The 16,934-nt window shown below is 62.8% G+C and carries 14 protein-coding genes; 8 read left to right on the forward strand and 6 right to left on the reverse strand.

Annotated features, from left to right (window positions below):
• Nucleotides 1–36: 36 nt before the first annotated feature.
• Nucleotides 37–1,113 (reverse strand): 3-deoxy-7-phosphoheptulonate synthase, encoded by a 1,077-nt coding sequence (locus tag EGJ22_RS16330; RefSeq protein WP_009683848.1) that lies wholly within the window; start codon nt 1,111–1,113, stop codon nt 37–39.
• A gap of 232 nt (nt 1,114–1,345) precedes the next feature.
• Here EGJ22_RS16330 and EGJ22_RS16335 point away from each other — a divergent pair, with 232 nt between their 5' ends.
• The 3 genes from EGJ22_RS16335 to cysB all read left to right on the forward strand — a co-directional run bounded on the left by EGJ22_RS16335 (nt 1,346) and on the right by cysB (nt 4,019).
• Nucleotides 1,346–2,293, forward strand: a complete 948-nt coding sequence (locus tag EGJ22_RS16335) for a putative 2-dehydropantoate 2-reductase (protein WP_029884948.1) — start codon at nt 1,346–1,348, stop codon at nt 2,291–2,293.
• A 126-nt stretch (nt 2,294–2,419) separates the two neighbouring features.
• Nucleotides 2,420–2,917 carry a universal stress protein gene (locus tag EGJ22_RS16340; RefSeq protein ID WP_009683850.1) on the forward strand — a complete coding sequence of 166 codons (498 nt, stop codon included), beginning with the start codon at nt 2,420–2,422 and terminating at the stop codon, nt 2,915–2,917.
• Between the two features lie 127 nt (nt 2,918–3,044).
• Nucleotides 3,045–4,019 (forward strand): HTH-type transcriptional regulator CysB, encoded by a 975-nt coding sequence (gene cysB / locus EGJ22_RS16345; protein WP_009683851.1) that lies wholly within the window; start codon nt 3,045–3,047, stop codon nt 4,017–4,019.
• A gap of 52 nt (nt 4,020–4,071) precedes the next feature.
• Here cysB and EGJ22_RS16350 read toward each other — a convergent pair whose 3' ends face one another.
• From EGJ22_RS16350 to EGJ22_RS16370, 5 genes are all read right to left on the reverse strand, one after another.
• Entirely contained in the window at nt 4,072–4,806 is a 735-nt protein-coding gene (locus tag EGJ22_RS16350) for a phosphoadenylyl-sulfate reductase (protein ID WP_125920317.1), read from the reverse strand.
• An 86-nt stretch (nt 4,807–4,892) separates the two neighbouring features.
• Entirely contained in the window at nt 4,893–6,236 is a 1,344-nt protein-coding gene (gene pabB, locus EGJ22_RS16355; RefSeq protein WP_029884946.1) for an aminodeoxychorismate synthase component I, read from the reverse strand.
• A 159-nt stretch (nt 6,237–6,395) separates the two neighbouring features.
• Nucleotides 6,396–7,376: an alpha-L-glutamate ligase-like protein gene (locus EGJ22_RS16360; RefSeq protein WP_009683854.1), complete on the reverse strand. Its 981-nt coding sequence runs from the start codon at nt 7,374–7,376 to the stop codon at nt 6,396–6,398.
• On the reverse strand, nt 7,376–8,911 hold the full coding sequence (locus tag EGJ22_RS16365) for an inactive transglutaminase family protein (protein ID WP_029884945.1): 1,536 nt from the start codon (nt 8,909–8,911) through the stop codon (nt 7,376–7,378). Before EGJ22_RS16365 ends, EGJ22_RS16360 begins: the two co-directional genes overlap by 1 nt.
• 5 nt (nt 8,912–8,916) lie before the next feature.
• Nucleotides 8,917–9,453: an ATP-dependent zinc protease gene (locus tag EGJ22_RS16370; protein WP_029884944.1), complete on the reverse strand. Its 537-nt coding sequence runs from the start codon at nt 9,451–9,453 to the stop codon at nt 8,917–8,919.
• A gap of 307 nt (nt 9,454–9,760) precedes the next feature.
• On the opposite strand from EGJ22_RS16370, the gene EGJ22_RS16375 reads away from it, so the two are divergent.
• The 5 genes from EGJ22_RS16375 to prpF all read left to right on the forward strand — a co-directional run bounded on the left by EGJ22_RS16375 (nt 9,761) and on the right by prpF (nt 16,675).
• Complete coding sequence (locus EGJ22_RS16375; RefSeq protein ID WP_009683857.1) at nt 9,761–10,477, forward strand: GntR family transcriptional regulator; 717 nt, start codon at nt 9,761–9,763, stop codon at nt 10,475–10,477.
• Nucleotides 10,474–11,364 (forward strand): methylisocitrate lyase, encoded by an 891-nt coding sequence (prpB, locus tag EGJ22_RS16380; RefSeq protein WP_029884943.1) that lies wholly within the window; start codon nt 10,474–10,476, stop codon nt 11,362–11,364. The genes EGJ22_RS16375 and prpB overlap by 4 nt, the downstream gene beginning before the upstream one ends.
• A 115-nt stretch (nt 11,365–11,479) precedes the next feature.
• Nucleotides 11,480–12,607: a 2-methylcitrate synthase gene (gene prpC, locus EGJ22_RS16385; protein WP_009683859.1), complete on the forward strand. Its 1,128-nt coding sequence runs from the start codon at nt 11,480–11,482 to the stop codon at nt 12,605–12,607.
• Between the two features lie 124 nt (nt 12,608–12,731).
• Complete coding sequence (gene acnD, locus EGJ22_RS16390; RefSeq protein ID WP_029884942.1) at nt 12,732–15,320, forward strand: Fe/S-dependent 2-methylisocitrate dehydratase AcnD; 2,589 nt, start codon at nt 12,732–12,734, stop codon at nt 15,318–15,320.
• A 164-nt stretch (nt 15,321–15,484) separates the two neighbouring features.
• On the forward strand, nt 15,485–16,675 hold the full coding sequence (prpF, locus tag EGJ22_RS16395; protein ID WP_029884941.1) for a 2-methylaconitate cis-trans isomerase PrpF: 1,191 nt from the start codon (nt 15,485–15,487) through the stop codon (nt 16,673–16,675).
• The last annotated feature ends 259 nt before the right edge of the window (nt 16,676–16,934 follow it).

Here is a 16,934-nt window from a genome sequence, read left to right on the forward strand (position 1 = left end):
AGCGGGCCATGGTGAGCCCGCTCAGTAGGGCGTCAATCAGCCACGCTTGCGCTGCGGCAATACATCTTTCAGCTTGGCACGCATGCTGCGCAGCGTTTTTTCGGTTGCCGACCAGTCGATGCAGGCATCGGTAACCGACACGCCGTATTGCAGGTCTTCCAGGTTCTTCGGAATCGACTGGCAGCCCCAGTTCAGGTGGCTTTCGACCATCAGGCCGATGATCGACTGGTTGCCTTCGAGAATCTGGTTGGCGACGTTCTCCATCACCAGTGGTTGCAGGGCCGGGTCCTTGTTGGAGTTGGCGTGGCTGCAGTCGACCATGATGTTTGCCTTGATCTTGGCCTTGGCAAGGTCTTGCTCGCACAGCGCAACGCTGACCGAATCGTAGTTGGGTTTGCCGTTACCGCCGCGCAGTACCACGTGGCCGTATGGGTTGCCCTTGGTGGTGACGATCGACACGCCGCCTTCCTGGTTGATACCCAGGAAGCGATGTGGCTTGGACACCGACTGCAAGGCGTTGATGGCGACGGTCAGGCCGCCATCGGTGCCGTTCTTGAAACCTACCGCCGATGACAGCCCCGAGGCCATCTCGCGGTGGGTTTGCGATTCGGTGGTACGGGCGCCGATAGCCGACCAACTGATCAGGTCCTGCAGGTATTGCGGGGAGATAGGGTCCAGCGCTTCGGTCGCGGTCGGCAGGCCCATTTCCGCCAAATCCAGCAGCAGCTTGCGGCCGATGTGCAGGCCGTCCTGGATCTTGAACGAGTCATCGAGGTACGGGTCGTTGATCAGGCCTTTCCAACCGACCGTGGTGCGCGGCTTTTCAAAGTACACGCGCATGACCAGGTACAGGGTGTCGGACACCTCTGCGGCCAGTACTTTCAGGCGCTCGGCATATTCGTGAGCGGCCTTGATATCGTGGATGGAGCAAGGGCCGACCACGACGAACAGGCGATGGTCCTTGCCGTCGAGAATATTGCGCACCACTTCACGGCCGGCAGTCACGGTCTGCAGGGCCTTGGCGCTGAGGGGGATTTCCTTCTTGAGCTGATCAGGGGTGATCAGGGTCTCGTTGGAGGCAACGTTCAAGTCATCGATTGGTAAATCAGCCATCGTGTTACTCGTCAGGTCACGGGTGCCGGCCGCCAACAATCCCCGTGCGGCCCAGCAGCAAGAATAATCGCAACGGGGAGCCGAACCTTAGCGCGTTACAAGGGGCGGGACAATGGGCTGAGCCCAGTCATTGTGGGGTTTTTACCTGTACCAAGGGTTGAAGCGCGAATGGCCTGCCCAGCGTTGCCCAACCGGTGTAAAAAGAACGCCTACCTGTTAGCTGGAGATTGGCATGCATTCGCGCGCACTACGTATTGGCATCATTGGCAGTGGCGCCATTGGCGGCTTCTATGGGTTGATGCTGGCCAAGGCCGGTTTCGATGTGCATTTTCTGCTGCGTAGCGAGTACCCGGCGGTATGTGAGCATGGCCTGAGCCTGGACAGTGCCGAGCACGGCACGCTGCACATGAAGGTGCAAGCCTATGCCAGGGCCGCCGATATGCCGCCCTGTGACTGGTTGTTGATCGGGGCCAAGGCGACCAGCAACGACCACCTGGCCCCGTTGATCGTGCAGGCTGCCGCACCGGGTGCCAAGGTGGTGCTGTTGCAGAACGGCCTGGGGGTTGAGGAGCAGCTGCGCCCGGCACTGCGCACCGACATGCACCTGCTGGGCGGGCTGTGCTTCATCTGTGTCAACCGGCAGGGGCCAGGGCTGATCCGGCATCAGACCTTGGGTACCGTGAACCTGGGGTACCACAGCGGGCCTGCCAGCGATGGTGGTACGGCGCTGGTCAGTGAGGGCACAGGCTTGTTCCAGGCGGCGGGCATCGACTCGCACGCCATGCCGAACCTGGCGCTCGCGCGCTGGCAGAAACTGGTGTGGAACGTGCCTTACAACGGGCTCTCGGTATTGCTGGGTGCCAGCACCACTGCATTGATGGGCAACACCGCCAGCCGTGAACTGGTCCTGGCGCTGATGGCAGAAGTTGTGCAGGGTGCCGCAGCATGCGGCCATATGCTGCCGGAAGGCTACGCCCAACACCTGTTCCAGGTCACCCAGCGCATGCCTGATTACTGGCCCAGCATGTACCACGACCATGCACACAAGCGCCCATTGGAGTTACAGGCCATTTATGCCGAGCCGCTGGCGCAGGCGCGGGCGGCTGGCTGCCGCTTGCCGCGCATGGAGATGCTCTACCAGGCGCTGTTGTTCATCGACCAGCACCAAGGCCGGGTCTGAGCGTTTCGAGGGGGTATTCCCAGCCCGATACAGCTCACCCGTGCAGCACGCCGGACGGCGAAGCGTGCCTCTGCCGCGCTGCTAAGCTGAAGCTTGATCTGCCTCAGCGGCAGTCCAGGAGGTCGAATGATCCGCTCCATGCTGTACGCCACCGACCTCGGTGTCTATGCCCCGTTTGTCATGCAACATGCGCTGGCGCTGGCGCGGACATTCGGGGCTGAGTTGTACGTGATCCATGCGGTCGAGCCCATGGGCCAGTTCGCTGAATCTCTCCTGCAAAGCTACCTCGACGAGCAAACGCTCGACCAGTTGCACAGCCAGGGGGTGAATACGGTAATGGCCAATATAGAGCAGCGCGTGCTGGAGAACTTTCGCGATGAGCTGGGCGAGGAGGCCGACCTTGCCGTCATCAAGGCCGTACGGGTTCGCCAGGGCGACCCGGCGCAGGTCATTCTGGATCAGGCGCAACGGCTCAGTGTCGACCTGCTGATTTTTGGTAGCCACAGTGCCGGTGCCGGGGTGGATGTGCCAATCGGCCGCACGGCGGTGCGGCTGCTGCAACTGTCGCCGGTCCCGGTCTACATGGTGCCGTTGGCGCAGCATTTGGGGCGTAGGAAAACGTGAGCGCGGCTGTAGGGCATATCCTCAGCATGTAACAAAATTGTTCTAGATTTATTTCCGGAACCACTAATATAGTTATATATCGTCGCTGCTTGCCGCCGCTGACTCATCGCTGAACCGAGGGAAATCTATGAAGCTTCAACAACTGCGCTACATCTGGGAAGTGGCGCATCATGACCTCAATGTCTCCGCGACGGCGCAGAGCCTGTATACCTCCCAGCCGGGTATCAGCAAGCAGATCCGCCTGCTGGAAGACGAGTTGGGTGTTGAAGTATTCGCGCGCAGTGGCAAACACCTGACCCGCGTTACACCGGCCGGTGAGCGCATCATCAATACCGCGGGCGAAATCCTGCGCAAGGTCGAGAGCATCAAGCAGATCGCCCAGGAGTTCTCCAACGAGAAAAAGGGCACGCTGTCCATCGCCACCACTCATACCCAGGCGCGCTACGCGTTGCCGCCGGTGATCAGCAGCTTCATCAAGCAATACCCGGAAGTGTCGCTGCACATGCACCAGGGCTCGCCGATGCAGATTGCCGAAATGGCCGCAGACGGCACGGTCGACTTTGCCATTGCCACCGAGGCACTGGAGCTGTTCGGCGACCTGGTCATGATGCCTTGCTACAAGTGGAACCGTTGCGTGGTCGTGCCGCAAGGTCACCCACTGGCCAAGCTGCCCAAGCTGACGTTGGAGGCCGTAGCCGAATACCCGATCGTGACCTATGTGTTCGGTTTCACCGGGCGCTCCAAGCTGGATGAGGCCTTCAACCACCGCGGCCTTACGCCGAAGGTAGTGTTCACTGCTGCCGACGCCGACGTGATCAAGACCTATGTGCGCCTGGGGCTGGGCGTGGGCATCGTTGCCGGCATGGCAGTGGACGCCAAGCTCGACAGCGACCTGGTGGCACTCGATGCCAGCGAGCTGTTCGAGGCCAGCATCACCAAGATCGGTTTCCGCCGTGGCACCTTCCTGCGCGGCTTCATGTGTGACTTCATCGAGAAATTCGCGCCGCACCTGACCCGCGAAGTGATGGCCAAGGCCATCCAGTGCCACAACAAGCAGGAGCTCGAAGCGCTGTTCGAAGGGGTCGAGCTGCCGGTGCACTGAAACGCGAACACCGGGGGCTTTGCGCCCCCGGTTCGACAGCGGCGTTAGGGTTTCAAGCCTTGCTGATCAGGTTGCCAGCGTGCAACCCGCACTCCTTCTGGGTGGACTCTTCCCACCACCAACGCCCTTCACGTTCATGCTGGTTCGGCAGCACCGGGCGCGTGCAGGGCTCGCAGCCGATGCTGATGAAGCCACGTTCATGCAGGCTGTTGTACGGCAGCTCCAGCATGCGGATATAACCCCACACTTCTGCGCTGCTCATCTGCGCCAGCGGGTTGAACTTGTACAGCGTGCGCTCGGGCGTGGAGAAGGCGCTGTCGATTTCCAGCGCTGCCACCTGGCTGCGAGTGCCAGGGCTCTGGTCACGGCGCTGGCCAGTGGCCCAGGCGCTGACGGTTGCCAGCTTGCGCCGCAATGGCTCGATCTTGCGGATGCCGCAACACTCGCCATGGCCGTCCTTGTAGAAACTGAGCAGGCCCTTTTCCTTGACGAATGGGTCAAGCTGGGCGCGGTCCGGGCTGAGGATTTCGATCGGCAGGTCATACTGCTCGCGCACCTGGTCGATGAACCGGTACGTTTCCGGGTGCAGGCGGCCTGTGTCGAGGCTGAATACCTTGACCTGCTTGTTAAGCTTCCAGGCCATGTCGACCAGCACCACGTCCTCGGCGCCGCTGAAGGAAACCCACAGGTCGTCGCCGAAGTGCTCGAAGGCAAGCTTGAGGATGTCTTGCGGAGATTTGTTGGCATAGGTCGCGGCCAGGGCGGCGACGTCGAAGGGTTGGCTCATCAGGCGGTTTCCATCTTGGCTGTGGCGCTGTGCGCTCGTAGTGGGGGTGATGGTAACAAAAAAACAAGGTCTGGACGGGCTGGCGCTCACAGGCCTTGCAGTGTCTGCAGCAATACCCGCACCTTGGCAATCGACTCTTCGTACTCAGCCTGCCATTCGGAGTCGGCCACCACTGCGCCGCCACCCCAGCAACTGACCTGGCCATCCTTGACCAGCAGGCTGCGAATGGCGATCGAGCTGTCCATTTCGCCACGCACGTCCACATACAGCAGGGAGCCGCAGTACAGTGCCCGCCGCGTGGGCTCCAGCTCGTCGATGATCTGCATGGCGCGGATCTTCGGCGCGCCGGTAATCGAGCCGCCAGGGAAGCTGTCGGCGATCAGGTCCAGGGCGTCCTTGTCGCTGGCCAAGCGGCCGGTAATGCTACTGACTAGGTGGTGCACGTTGGGGTAGCTCTCCAGGCTGAACAGCTCCGGCACCTTCACCGAGCCCACCTCGCAGGTACGCCCCAGGTCATTGCGCAGCAGGTCAACGATCATCAGGTTTTCCGAGCGGTCCTTGGGGCTGTGCAACAGCGCCTGGGCATTGCGCCGGTCTTCGCCCGGGTCGCTGGCGCGTGGGCGCGTGCCCTTGATCGGGCGGGTTTCAACCTGGCGTTGGCTGACGCGAATGAAGCGCTCGGGTGAAAAGCTGAGCAGGGCGCTGCCGTCGGCCAACTGCTGATAGCCCGAAAAGGGCGTCGGGCAGGCCTGGCGCAGTGCCTTGTAGGCCTGCCACGGGTCGCCCTTGCACGGCGCGCGAAAGCGCTGGGTGAGGTTGATCTGGTAGCAGTCACCGGCCTGGATATAGCGCTGCACCTGGTCGAAGGCGGCCTGGTACTGCGCAGGCTGCAAGTCGCCGGCCATGGGGGCGAGCAGTTGAAAGTCGCCATCGGGCGTGTGCTCGCTGCCGGCGAAGAGGCTGATCAGGCGTTCGCGCTCGTGTTGCGCCAGGCTTGGGTGAAACACCAGCTGGCTGGTGCCGCACTGGTGGTCGCTGACCAGCGCCCAGGCATACAGGCCCAGTTGCGCGTCGGGCAGCCCGAGGTCATCCACGGCGTTGCTTGGCAGGTGTTCAAGGCGGCGGCCGAAGTCATAGCTCAGGTAGCCGATCAGGCCGCCGGCGAAAGGCAGCTCTACGCCGCTGGGCAAATCGGCGCTGCCCAGGCGCGCCAGGCCCTCGCGCAGGCGGGCGAGAAAGGCGCGGCCATCCTCTGCGGGTTCGGCGTGCAGTTGTTGCAGCGGCCAGGCACTGAGCAGATCGAAACGCCCGCGCTCGGCGCCAGGGCGGGCGCTGTCGAGCAGGATGGCGCCGGGCGCCTGGCGCAGGCGGGCGAAATAGGCGGCTGGGTCGGGTTGGTAGGGCAGGGGGTGGAGCGTACAGGTCGGCATCAGTATGGACGGCGATGTAAAAGCGAGGAGGGCGATTGTAGACCTGTGCGGGAGCAGCGCCTAGCACTGGGCGCGACATTCAACCCTGTGTTTGGCGCCTGGGGCTGGTCGCGACGCAAGGCGGCTGCCCCAGGAGATGTGGCAGCCGCCCCGGCGATCTCAGCCCGGGTGTACGTGACCGAACAAGCCCTGCGACACCTTCACCCGCTGTTCGACGTCCTCCGTCAGGCCGTCCTTGGCCAGCGCTTCGATGTGCGCTTCGATGGCATGGGTGCGCTGGGTCAGCCCGCAGTCGTTGGCGATCTGGATGTTCAGCCCTGGGCGGGCGTTGAGCTCCAGAATCAGCGGGCCTTTGTCCTGGTCCAGGACCATGTCCACGCCGATATAGCCCAGCCCGCACAGCTCGTAGCACCCGGCGGCCAGCTTCATGAAGCCGTCCCAGTTCGGCAGTTGCACGCCGTCCACCGCGTTGGTGGTGTCCGGGTGCTTGCTGATGATGTTGTTCAGCCAGGTGCCGCGCAGGGTCACGCCGGTAGCCAGGTCGACCCCTACGCCGATGGCGCCCTGGTGCAGGTTGGCCTTGCCGCCGGACTGCCGGGTGGGCAGGCGCAGCATGGCCATGACCGGGTAGCCCATCAGCACGATGATGCGGATGTCGGGCACGCCTTCATAGCTGATGCTCTTGAAGATCTGGTCAGGTGTGACCCGGTATTCGATCAGCGCCCGGTCACGGTGCCCGCCCAGCGAGTACAGGCCGGTGAGGATGCTCGAGACCTGGTGCTCGATTTCCTCGTGGCTCATGATCTTGCCGGAAACGGTGCGGTAGCGGTCCTCGAAGCGGTCGGCGATCACCAGGATGCCGTCACCGCCGGCACCTTGGGCCGGCTTGATGACGAAGTCGTTGCGGCCGCCGATGATCTCGTGAAGCTTGTCGATCTGCTTCTCGGTCTCGATGACACCGTACATTTCCGGCACGTGGATGCCTGCCGCGAGGGCACGCTCCTTGGTGATGATCTTGTCGTCGACAATCGGGTACAGGCTGCGCTTGTTGTACTTCAGCACATAGTCTGCGTTACGCCGGTTGATGCCCATGATGCCCCGGGCCTCCAGGGCTTTCCACGTCTTTATCAGGCCAAACATCACACGTCTGCCTTTTTCACGAATGCCTTGAAGCGCATCAGCTCGGTCAGACGGTAGCCGCGATAACGGCCCATCGCCAGCATGAAGCCGACCAGGATCAGCAGCACGGCCGGGAAGGTGAACACGAAGTATACCAGCTCTGGCACCATCATCAGCAGGTGGGCCAGCGATGCGGCAAACAGGGTGCCGATGGCCACTTTCATGGCATGGCCCCCGCCACGCTCTTCCCAGGTGATCGACAGGCGTTCGATGGTCATGGTCAGGATCACCATCGGGAACAGGGCCACCGACAGCCCGCGTTCAAGGCCCAGCTTGTGGCTGAACAGGCTGATCGCCGCAATCAGCACCACGACGAAGGTCAGCACCACGGACAGGCGCGGCAGCATCTGCAGTTTCAGGTGCTCCAGGTACGAACGCAGTGACAGGCCCAATGCCGTGATGACCGTGAACAGCACGATACCGAAGCCCAGCTGGGTTTCGCGGAAGGCCAGGGCGATCAGCACCGGGGTGAAGGTACCCAGGGTCTGGATACCGATCAGGTTGCGCAGCACCAGGATCACCAGCACACCAATCGGGATCATGACCATGATCATGAAGGTCTGCTGGGTTTGCAGGGGCAGGCCGTACAGCGAATATTCGAGGAAGTCGGCGTCGGTGTTCTCATCAGTCAGTTTGGCCAGGCGAATGGCGTTCATTTCACTGTTGTTCATGCTGAACGTGACGTTGGCCTTCTTGCCGCCATCGACAGTAATCAGGTTGTCGTCACCGGTCCACCACAGCAGGCGGTCGCTGGGCAGGCCTTGTTCGCCCGTGTCCGGGTTGAAGTACAGCCAGTCGTTGCCGTTGTAGCTGCGCAGCCACAGCTCGGGGGTTTGCGGGGTGTCGGCCACCAGGCGGATGGTGTGCACCTTTTCCATCGGTACGTGGGCAATCGACAGCAGCAGGTCGATCACCTGGGCCTTTTTCATCGGTGAGGTATCGCCGGCCAGCAGCAGTTTGACGTTGTCATCGTTGAGGTTGTTGACCCGCTTGATGGTTTCGCTGACGAACGTCTCGACGTCGGCCGAATGCTGGCGGATAGGCGCCATCAGCGCCTCGGCGGCGATTTTTTCGGGGCCGTCGATGGCCAGGCTGTCACGGAAGGTCGGGCCTTTTACCGCGGTTTTTTCGTTGCTGTAGCGCTTGGTCAGCACCAGGCGGTAGTACAGCGTCTGGTTGCCGCTGGCGCGACGGGCCGACCAGGTGACCTTGCGGTTGCCATCGGCACGGTTGACGCTGACCCCGTAGTTGTTGGAGATGAAGCTCTCGTTGAGGCTGACGTAGTCGCGGTTCAGTGGCGGCACGAACATCTGCACCTTGACCGGGTCCTTGGTGCTGGCCACGAACTCGACCTTGGCGTCGATGTTCCACAGGTCGTCGGTTTCATCCTCGGTCACCGGGATGCCGAGGAAGAAGATCTGATAAGCCGTGACTGCCACGCCCAACAACACCAGTACGGTGATCAGGACTTTCAGATGGAGGGTAAGAGAGCGCATCGGGATTACTCTGCTTTGGGAGCGTCGGTGGCACAGGCAGGTTTGCCGGCCGCGTATTTAAGGCTTGGGTCGACCAGCGCGTCGAAGTGCTTGAGCGCCTCGGAGCCGATCAGCAGCGGGAACTGGAAGGCGCTGCGGTCGGTGAGGTTGACTTCGATGGTGCGCAAGGCCTGGCCCATGCAGATTTCGAGTTCGATGACCGGGCGGGCGGTGTAGGCCTTGCCCGATTCAGCATCATAGTCGCCCGCTCGGCGCTTGATTTTGCTGACGCGGGCCAGGGGCCGTTCGATCGGGTGCGAGTGGGCGGCATCGATGGCCAGGTAGAAGCGCACCCAGCTTTCGCCGTTGCGCTTGAAGCGCTTGATGTCGCGGGCGCTGAGCGAGGCAGTTTTGGCGCCGGTGTCGAGTTTGGCCGCCACTTCCAGGTCCAGGTCGCCCAGGCGTGCGTATTCATTGAGACCGTACACGGTCTTGCCGGCCGCCTGGCCAATGGCCGGCAGCAGGGTGAGGCAAAGCAGCAATAAAACGGGTGTGAGTCTCATAATCCTGGCGCGATGCAGTGCAAGGTTCTAGGCAAGGTTCAGGTCAAGGTGACTGGCAACTACTGCGCAAGCTTCCTCGTTCATCTGTCAACAAGCATGACTGCATGACAGACAGGCTATCCATACCCCATCGGAGGCGCGGCATTCTATCACGACGACGTATTGACGCCAGCGGTGCGCGATCTGACAGCGCTTGGCTTGCCTAAGTTCGTTCTTAGACGATTGTCGACAATATTGAATTTGTCTTTGACTTGAGTGGCTTCGGTGGTTAACTTCTGGCGAAGAGATTTCCCAAGGTGTCGACAATATGCAAGACCTTTCCACCCCTGGCCCGATGCTGGCAGACGAATCGGAAACCTTGTCGGAAAACGTCTTCCGGCGTATTCAGGCGGCCATCGTCAAAGGGGAAATTGCCCCTGGCAGCAAGATCTCCGAGCCAGAGCTGGCACGCACCTATGGCATCAGCCGCGGGCCGCTGCGCGAGGCCATCCACCGCCTGGAAGGCCAGCGCCTGCTGGTACGGGTGCCCCATGTAGGCGCACGGGTGGTATCGCTCAACCATGCCGAACTGATCGAGCTGTACGAGATTCGTGAGTCCCTGGAAGGCATGGCCTGCCGCCTGGCCGCTGAACGCATGAGCCAGGCCGATATCGACGAGCTGCGCCGGGTGCTCGATACCCATGAGCGGGATGCCGCGTTCCAGGCTGGCCTGGGTTACTACCAGCAGGAGGGCGACTACGACTTCCATTACCGCATCATCCAGGGCAGCGGTAACCAGACGTTGGTCAAGATGCTGTGTGGCGAGCTGTACCAGTTGGTGCGCATGTACCGTATCCAGTTCTCGGCCACGCCCAACCGGCCGCGCCAAGCCTTTGCCGAACACCACCGCATTCTCGATGCCATCGCCGAACGTGACGGCGAACTGGCCGAACTTCTGATGCGCCGTCACATCGGTGCGTCCAAGCGCAATATCGAGCGTCACTATCTGGACGCCCACAACAATAACCCACGAGGTGAGAAATGACTGTGAACAGCACACCCGGTCAGCGTTTTCGCGATGCCGTCGCCGCTGAACACCCCCTGCAGGTGGTTGGCGCCATCAATGCCAACCATGCCTTGCTGGCCAAGCGCGCCGGTTTCAAGGCCATCTACCTGTCCGGTGGTGGCGTGGCAGCAGGTTCCCTGGGCCTGCCGGACCTGGGCATCACTGGCCTGGACGATGTGCTCACCGACGTGCGCCGTATCACCGATGTGTGCGACCTGCCGCTGCTGGTGGATGTCGATACCGGCTTTGGTGCCTCGGCTTTCAACGTGGCGCGCACCGTGCGCTCGATGAGCAAGTTCGGTGCGGCGGCGATCCATATCGAGGATCAGGTCGGGGCCAAGCGTTGCGGCCACCGGCCGAACAAGGAAATTGTCAGCCAGCAGGAAATGGTCGACCGCATCAAGGCAGCCGTCGACGCCCGCAGCGACGACAGCTTCGTGATCATGGCGCGTACCGACGCCTTGGCCGTCGAAGGCTTGAACGCTGCCCTGGACCGTGCCGCAGCGTGCATCGAGGCGGGTGCCGACATGATCTTCCCGGAAGCGATCACCGAGCTGCAGATGTACAAGACCTTCGCTGACCGGGTGAAGGCACCGATTCTGGCCAACATCACCGAGTTTGGCGCCACTCCGCTGTACACCACCGAAGAGCTGGCTGCGGTCGATGTTTCGCTGGTGCTGTACCCGCTGTCAGCGTTCCGCGCCATGAACAAGGCAGCCGAGAATGTGTACACCGCGCTGCGCCGCGACGGCACGCAGAAGAACGTGATCGACACCATGCAGACGCGCATGGAGCTTTACGATGCCATTGGCTACCACGCCTTCGAGCAGAGCCTCGACGCGTTGTTTGCCCAGAAGAAGGGCTGAGCCTGTGACAACACCAGCCCCGCATGGCAGCGGGGTTGCCCGCGAAAGGGCGGGTACAGGCAAGCCCGATTAGCCAGCCAGATTTCCATAACAAGTTCAAGAAAGGAGAAACACCATGGCCGAAGCAAAAGTACTCAGTGGCGCGGGCCTGCGTGGCCAGGTCGCCGGCCAGACTGCACTGTCCACCGTGGGCCAGGCCGGTGCCGGTCTGACCTACCGCGGTTACGATGTGCGTGACCTGGCCGCCGGTGCCGAATTTGAAGAAGTCGCCTACCTGCTGCTGTACGGCGAGCTGCCCTCCCAGGCTGAATTGGCCGACTACAAACACAAGCTCAAGGGCATGCGTGACCTGCCACCGGCACTCAAGGAAGTGCTCGAGCGGATTCCCCGCGACGCCCACCCCATGGACGTGATGCGCACCGGTTGTTCGGTGCTCGGTACCCTCGAACCCGAGCTCACCTTCGAAGCCCAGCGCGACAAGACCGACCGGCTGTTGGCCCTGTTCCCGGCGGTGATGTGCTACTGGTACCGCTTCACCCACCATGGCGTGCGCATCGACTGCAGCAGCGACGAAGACACCCTGGGCGGCCACTTCCTGCACCTGCTGCACGGCAAGAAGCCCAGCGAGCTGCACGTCAAGGTCATGAACGTGTCGCTGATCCTCTACGCCGAGCACGAGTTCAACGCCTCGACCTTCACGGCCCGGGTGTGCGCTTCGACCCTGTCCGACCTGTATTCCTGCGTTACCGCAGCCATCGGCACGCTGCGCGGCCCGCTGCACGGTGGGGCCAACGAGGCGGCCATGGAGCTGATAGAGCGCTTCCAGAGCCCGCAGGAAGCCACTGCCGAGCTGCTGCGCATGCTCGAGCGCAAAGACAAGATCATGGGCTTCGGGCATGCCATCTACAAAGAGTCCGACCCGCGCAACGAGGTGATCAAGGGCTGGGCGAAGCAATTGGCCGATGAGGTGGGCGACAAGGTGCTGTACCCGGTTTCCGAAGCCATCGACAAGACCATGTGGGAGCAGAAACGCCTGTTCCCCAATGCCGACTTCTACCATGCCTCGGCTTACCACTTCATGGGTATTCCGACCAAGCTGTTCACCCCGATCTTCGTCTGTTCGCGCCTGACTGGCTGGGCGGCGCACGTGTTCGAGCAGCGCGCCAACAACCGCATCATCCGCCCGAGCGCCGAGTATGTCGGCGTCGAGCAGCGCCAGTTCGTGCCGATCGAGCAGCGCTGAGGCATGGATCGCCAGGGCTGCTGCGCAGCCCAATCGCGGCATAAGGCCGCTCCCACAGGGACCGCGCAGCGCCCCCATTGGCCAGATCTGTATACCGAGTACCGTGACCGAGCCTGATAACGATATGAATACTGCATACCGCAAGCCCCTGCCAGGCACCGACCTGGACTACTTCGATGCGCGCGCGGCGGTCGAGGCGATCAAGCCCGGCGCCTACGACGGCCTGCCGTACACCTCGCGCGTTCTCGCCGAAAACCTGGTGCGTCGCTGCGACCCGGCCACCCTCGACGCCTCGCTGAGCCAACTGATCGAGCGCAAGCGCGACCTCGATTTCCCGTGGTTCCCGGCGCGCGTGGTGTGCCATGACATCCTCGGCCAGACCGCGCTGGTCGACCTCGCCGGCCTGCGTGACGCCATCGCCGACAAGGGCGGCGACCCGGCCCAGGTCAACCCGGTGGTGCCGGTACAACTGATCGTCGACCACTCGCTGGCTGTCGAGTGCGGCGGCTATGACCCGCAAGCATTCGACAAGAACCGCGCCATCGAAGACCGACGTAACGAAGACCGCTTCCACTTCATCAACTGGACCAAGAAAGCGTTCAAGAATGTCGACGTGATCCAGCCGGGTAACGGCATCATGCACCAGATCAACCTGGAGAAGATGTCGCCGGTGGTGCACTGCGACCATGGCATCGCCTACCCGGATACCTGCGTGGGCACTGACAGCCACACCCCGCACGTCGATGCCCTGGGCGTGATCGCCATTGGCGTGGGTGGCCTGGAAGCGGAAAACGTGATGCTTGGCCGAGCATCGTGGATGCGCCTGCCGGAAATCGTCGGCGTCGAGTTGACCGGCAAGCTGGCGCCGAACCTCACCGCCACCGACCTGGTGCTGGCCCTGACCGAGTTCCTGCGCAAGCAGAAAGTGGTTGGCGCCTACCTGGAGTTCCACGGTGAAGGTGCGCGCGCCCTGACCCTGGGGGACCGCGCGACCATCTCCAACATGGCCCCGGAGTACGGCGCTACGGCGGCCATGTTCGCCATCGACCAGCAGACCATCGATTACCTGCGCCTGACCGGCCGTGAAGAACAGCAGGTCAAACGGGTGGAAACCTATGCCAAGGTCGCCGGCCTGTGGGCCGACAGCCTGGCCGGCGCGGTATACGAGCGTACCCTGAGCTTCGACTTGTCGAGCGTGGTACGCAACATGGCCGGCCCGTCCAACCCGCATGCCCGCGTGGCCACCAGCGAGCTGGCGGCCAAAGGTATTGCCGGCAGCTGGCAGCAAGTGCCAGGGCAGATGCCTGATGGTGCGGTGATCATTGCCGCCATCACCAGCTGTACCAACACCAGCAACCCGCGCAACGTGATCGCCGCAGGCCTGATTGCACGCAACGCCAACAGGCTGGGCCTTACCCGCAAGCCGTGGGTCAAGTCATCGCTGGCCCCGGGCTCCAAGGCGGTGCAGCTGTACCTGGAAGAGGCTGGCCTGGAGAAAGAACTGGAGCAACTGGGCTTTGGCATCGTCGCCTTCGCCTGTACGACCTGCAACGGCATGTCTGGTGCCCTCGACCCGGAGATCCAGCAGGAAATCATCGACCGTGACCTGTACGCCACCGCCGTGCTGTCGGGCAACCGCAACTTCGACGGGCGTATCCACCCGTATGCCAAGCAAGCCTTCCTGGCCTCGCCACCCTTGGTGGTCGCCTATGCGATTGCGGGCACCATTCGCTTCGACATCGAAAAGGACGTGCTGGGCGTGGTCGATGGCCAGGAAATCCGCCTCAAGGACATCTGGCCCAGTGACGAAGAGATCGACGCCGTGGTGCGTGCGGCGGTCAAGCCGGAGCAATTCCGCAAGGTGTACATCCCGATGTTCGCCATCGAGGAAGACCGCGGGCCGAAAGTGGCACCGTTGTATGAGTGGCGGCCAATGAGCACCTATATTCGCCGGCCGCCGTACTGGGAAGGCGCCTTGGCCGGTGAGCGTACCCTGCGTGGCATGCGCCCACTGGCGGTGTTGCCGGACAACATCACCACCGACCACCTGTCGCCATCCAATGCGATCATGCTCGACAGTGCTGCGGGCGAGTACCTGGCGAAAATGGGCCTGCCAGAAGAAGACTTCAACTCTTACGCGACCCACCGCGGCGACCACCTGACCGCCCAGCGCGCGACCTTTGCCAACCCCAAGCTGTTCAACGAGATGGTGCGTAACGCAGACGGCAGCGTGAAGCAAGGCTCGCTGGCGCGAATCGAACCGGAAGGCAGGGTGACCCGCATGTGGGAGGCGATCGAGACCTACATGCAGCGCAAGCAGCCGCTGATTATTGTGGCCGGTGCCGACTACGGCCAGGGCTCATCGCGTGACTGGGCGGCCAAGGGTGTGCGCCTGGCCGGTGTCGAGGCCATTGTCGCAGAAGGTTTCGAGCGCATTCACCGCACCAACCTGGTAGGCATGGGCGTGCTGCCGCTGGAGTTCAAACCCGGCACCGACCGCAAGACCTTGGGGCTGGACGGTAGCGAAACCTATGACGTGCTGGGTGCGCGTACGCCGCGCGCTACCCTGACCCTGGTGGTCACCCGGGCCAATGGCGAGCGCATCGATGTGCCGGTGACCTGCCGCCTGGACACGGCCGAGGAAGTGTCGATCTACGAAGCGGGCGGGGTGCTGCAGCGCTTCGCCCAGGACTTCCTCGAAGCTACCGCCTAACACCAAGAGCAGGGGCCGCGTTGCGGCTTATCGCCGGCGAGCCAGCTCCCACAGGAGTCGCGCAATCTCGATGGCAGCACGGTCCCTGTGGGAGCTGGCTTGCCGGCGATGGGCTGCAAAGCAATCCCGAGGGTCTCATGCCCATCAGACAGGACAGCAAAGCAATGGCTCACGTACCGCAAACAAGAATACCCGCCACCTACATCCGTGGTGGCACCAGCAAAGGCGTGTTCTTCCGCCTGCAAGACCTGCCCGAGCCGGCGCAGGTCCCAGGCCCTGCCCGCGACGCGCTATTGCTGCGGGTCATCGGCAGCCCCGACCCTTACGGCAAGCAGATCGACGGCATGGGCGGCGCGACCTCCAGCACCAGCAAGACCGTCATCCTGTCGCCCAGCATCAAGCCGGGCCATGATGTCGATTACCTGTTCGGCCAGGTCAGCATCGACAAGGCCTTTGTCGACTGGAGCGGCAACTGCGGCAACCTGTCTGCTGCGGTCGGGTCGTTCGCCATCAGTAGCGGCCTGGTCGACAGCGCGCGCATTCCACGCAACGGCGTGGCCACCGTGCGTATCTGGCAGGCGAACATCGGCAAGACCATCATTGCCCACGTGCCGGTCACTGAAGGCGAGGTGCAGGAAACCGGAGACTTCGAGCTGGATGGGGTAACGTTCCCGGCAGCGGAAGTGCAGTTGGAGTTCCTTGACCCGGCTGCGGACGAGGACGGTGCCGGCGGTGCCATGTTCCCGACCGGCAACCTGGTCGACGACCTTGAGGTGCCGGGTGTCGGCACCTTCAAGGCCACCTTGATCAATGCCGGCATCCCGACCATTTTCATCAATGCTGCCGATATCGGCTACACCGGCACGGAGTTGCAGGACGCCATCAACGGTGACCCGCAAGCGCTGCTGCGCTTCGAGGCCATCCGTGCCCATGGCGCCGTGCGTATGGGCCTGATCGACCATGTCGACCAGGCTGCCGGGCGTCAGCACACACCGAAAGTGGCCTTCGTCGCACCACCCAGCACCTACACGGCGTCCAGTGGCAAGGCGGTAATGGCAAGCGAGATCGACCTGTTGGTACGGGCCTTGTCGATGGGCAAACTGCACCATGCCATGATGGGCACCGCGGCGGTGGCGATCGGTACGGCGGCGGCCATTCCCGGTACGCTGGTCAACCTGGCCGCGGGCGGGGGCGAGCGCAGCGCCGTGCGTTTCGGCCATCCCTCGGGCACGCTGCGGGTCGGCGCCGAAGCCCGCCAGGTAAACGGCGAGTGGACAGTGACCAAGGCAATCATGAGCCGCAGTGCTCGCGTGCTGATGGAGGGCTGGGTTCGCGTGCCTGGCGACAGCTTTTAACCCACCCCTGGCGCTCGGCCTCAAGCGGGGCCGCTGCGCGGCCCTATCGCTGGCAAGCCAGCTCCCACAGGGAGCGCACCAGGGCTGACAGGTGTTTGCCACAAGATGTCACACGCGCTGAAGATGCAGTGGCGAGCACCTGACAACCCTGGTGCGCCGCCCTGTGGGAGATTCCATGGTTTCTGGCAAGGGTAGCCGGAGCATCTTCAGCGCCTGTGAGATCGAGCGCCGCCCGCGCGGCGCAATCGCGAGCTGCGCT

Source organism: Pseudomonas sp. p99-361 (assembly GCF_003935475.1).
In the GTDB taxonomy this organism is placed as follows: Bacteria; Pseudomonadota; Gammaproteobacteria; order Pseudomonadales; family Pseudomonadaceae; genus Aquipseudomonas; species Aquipseudomonas juntendi.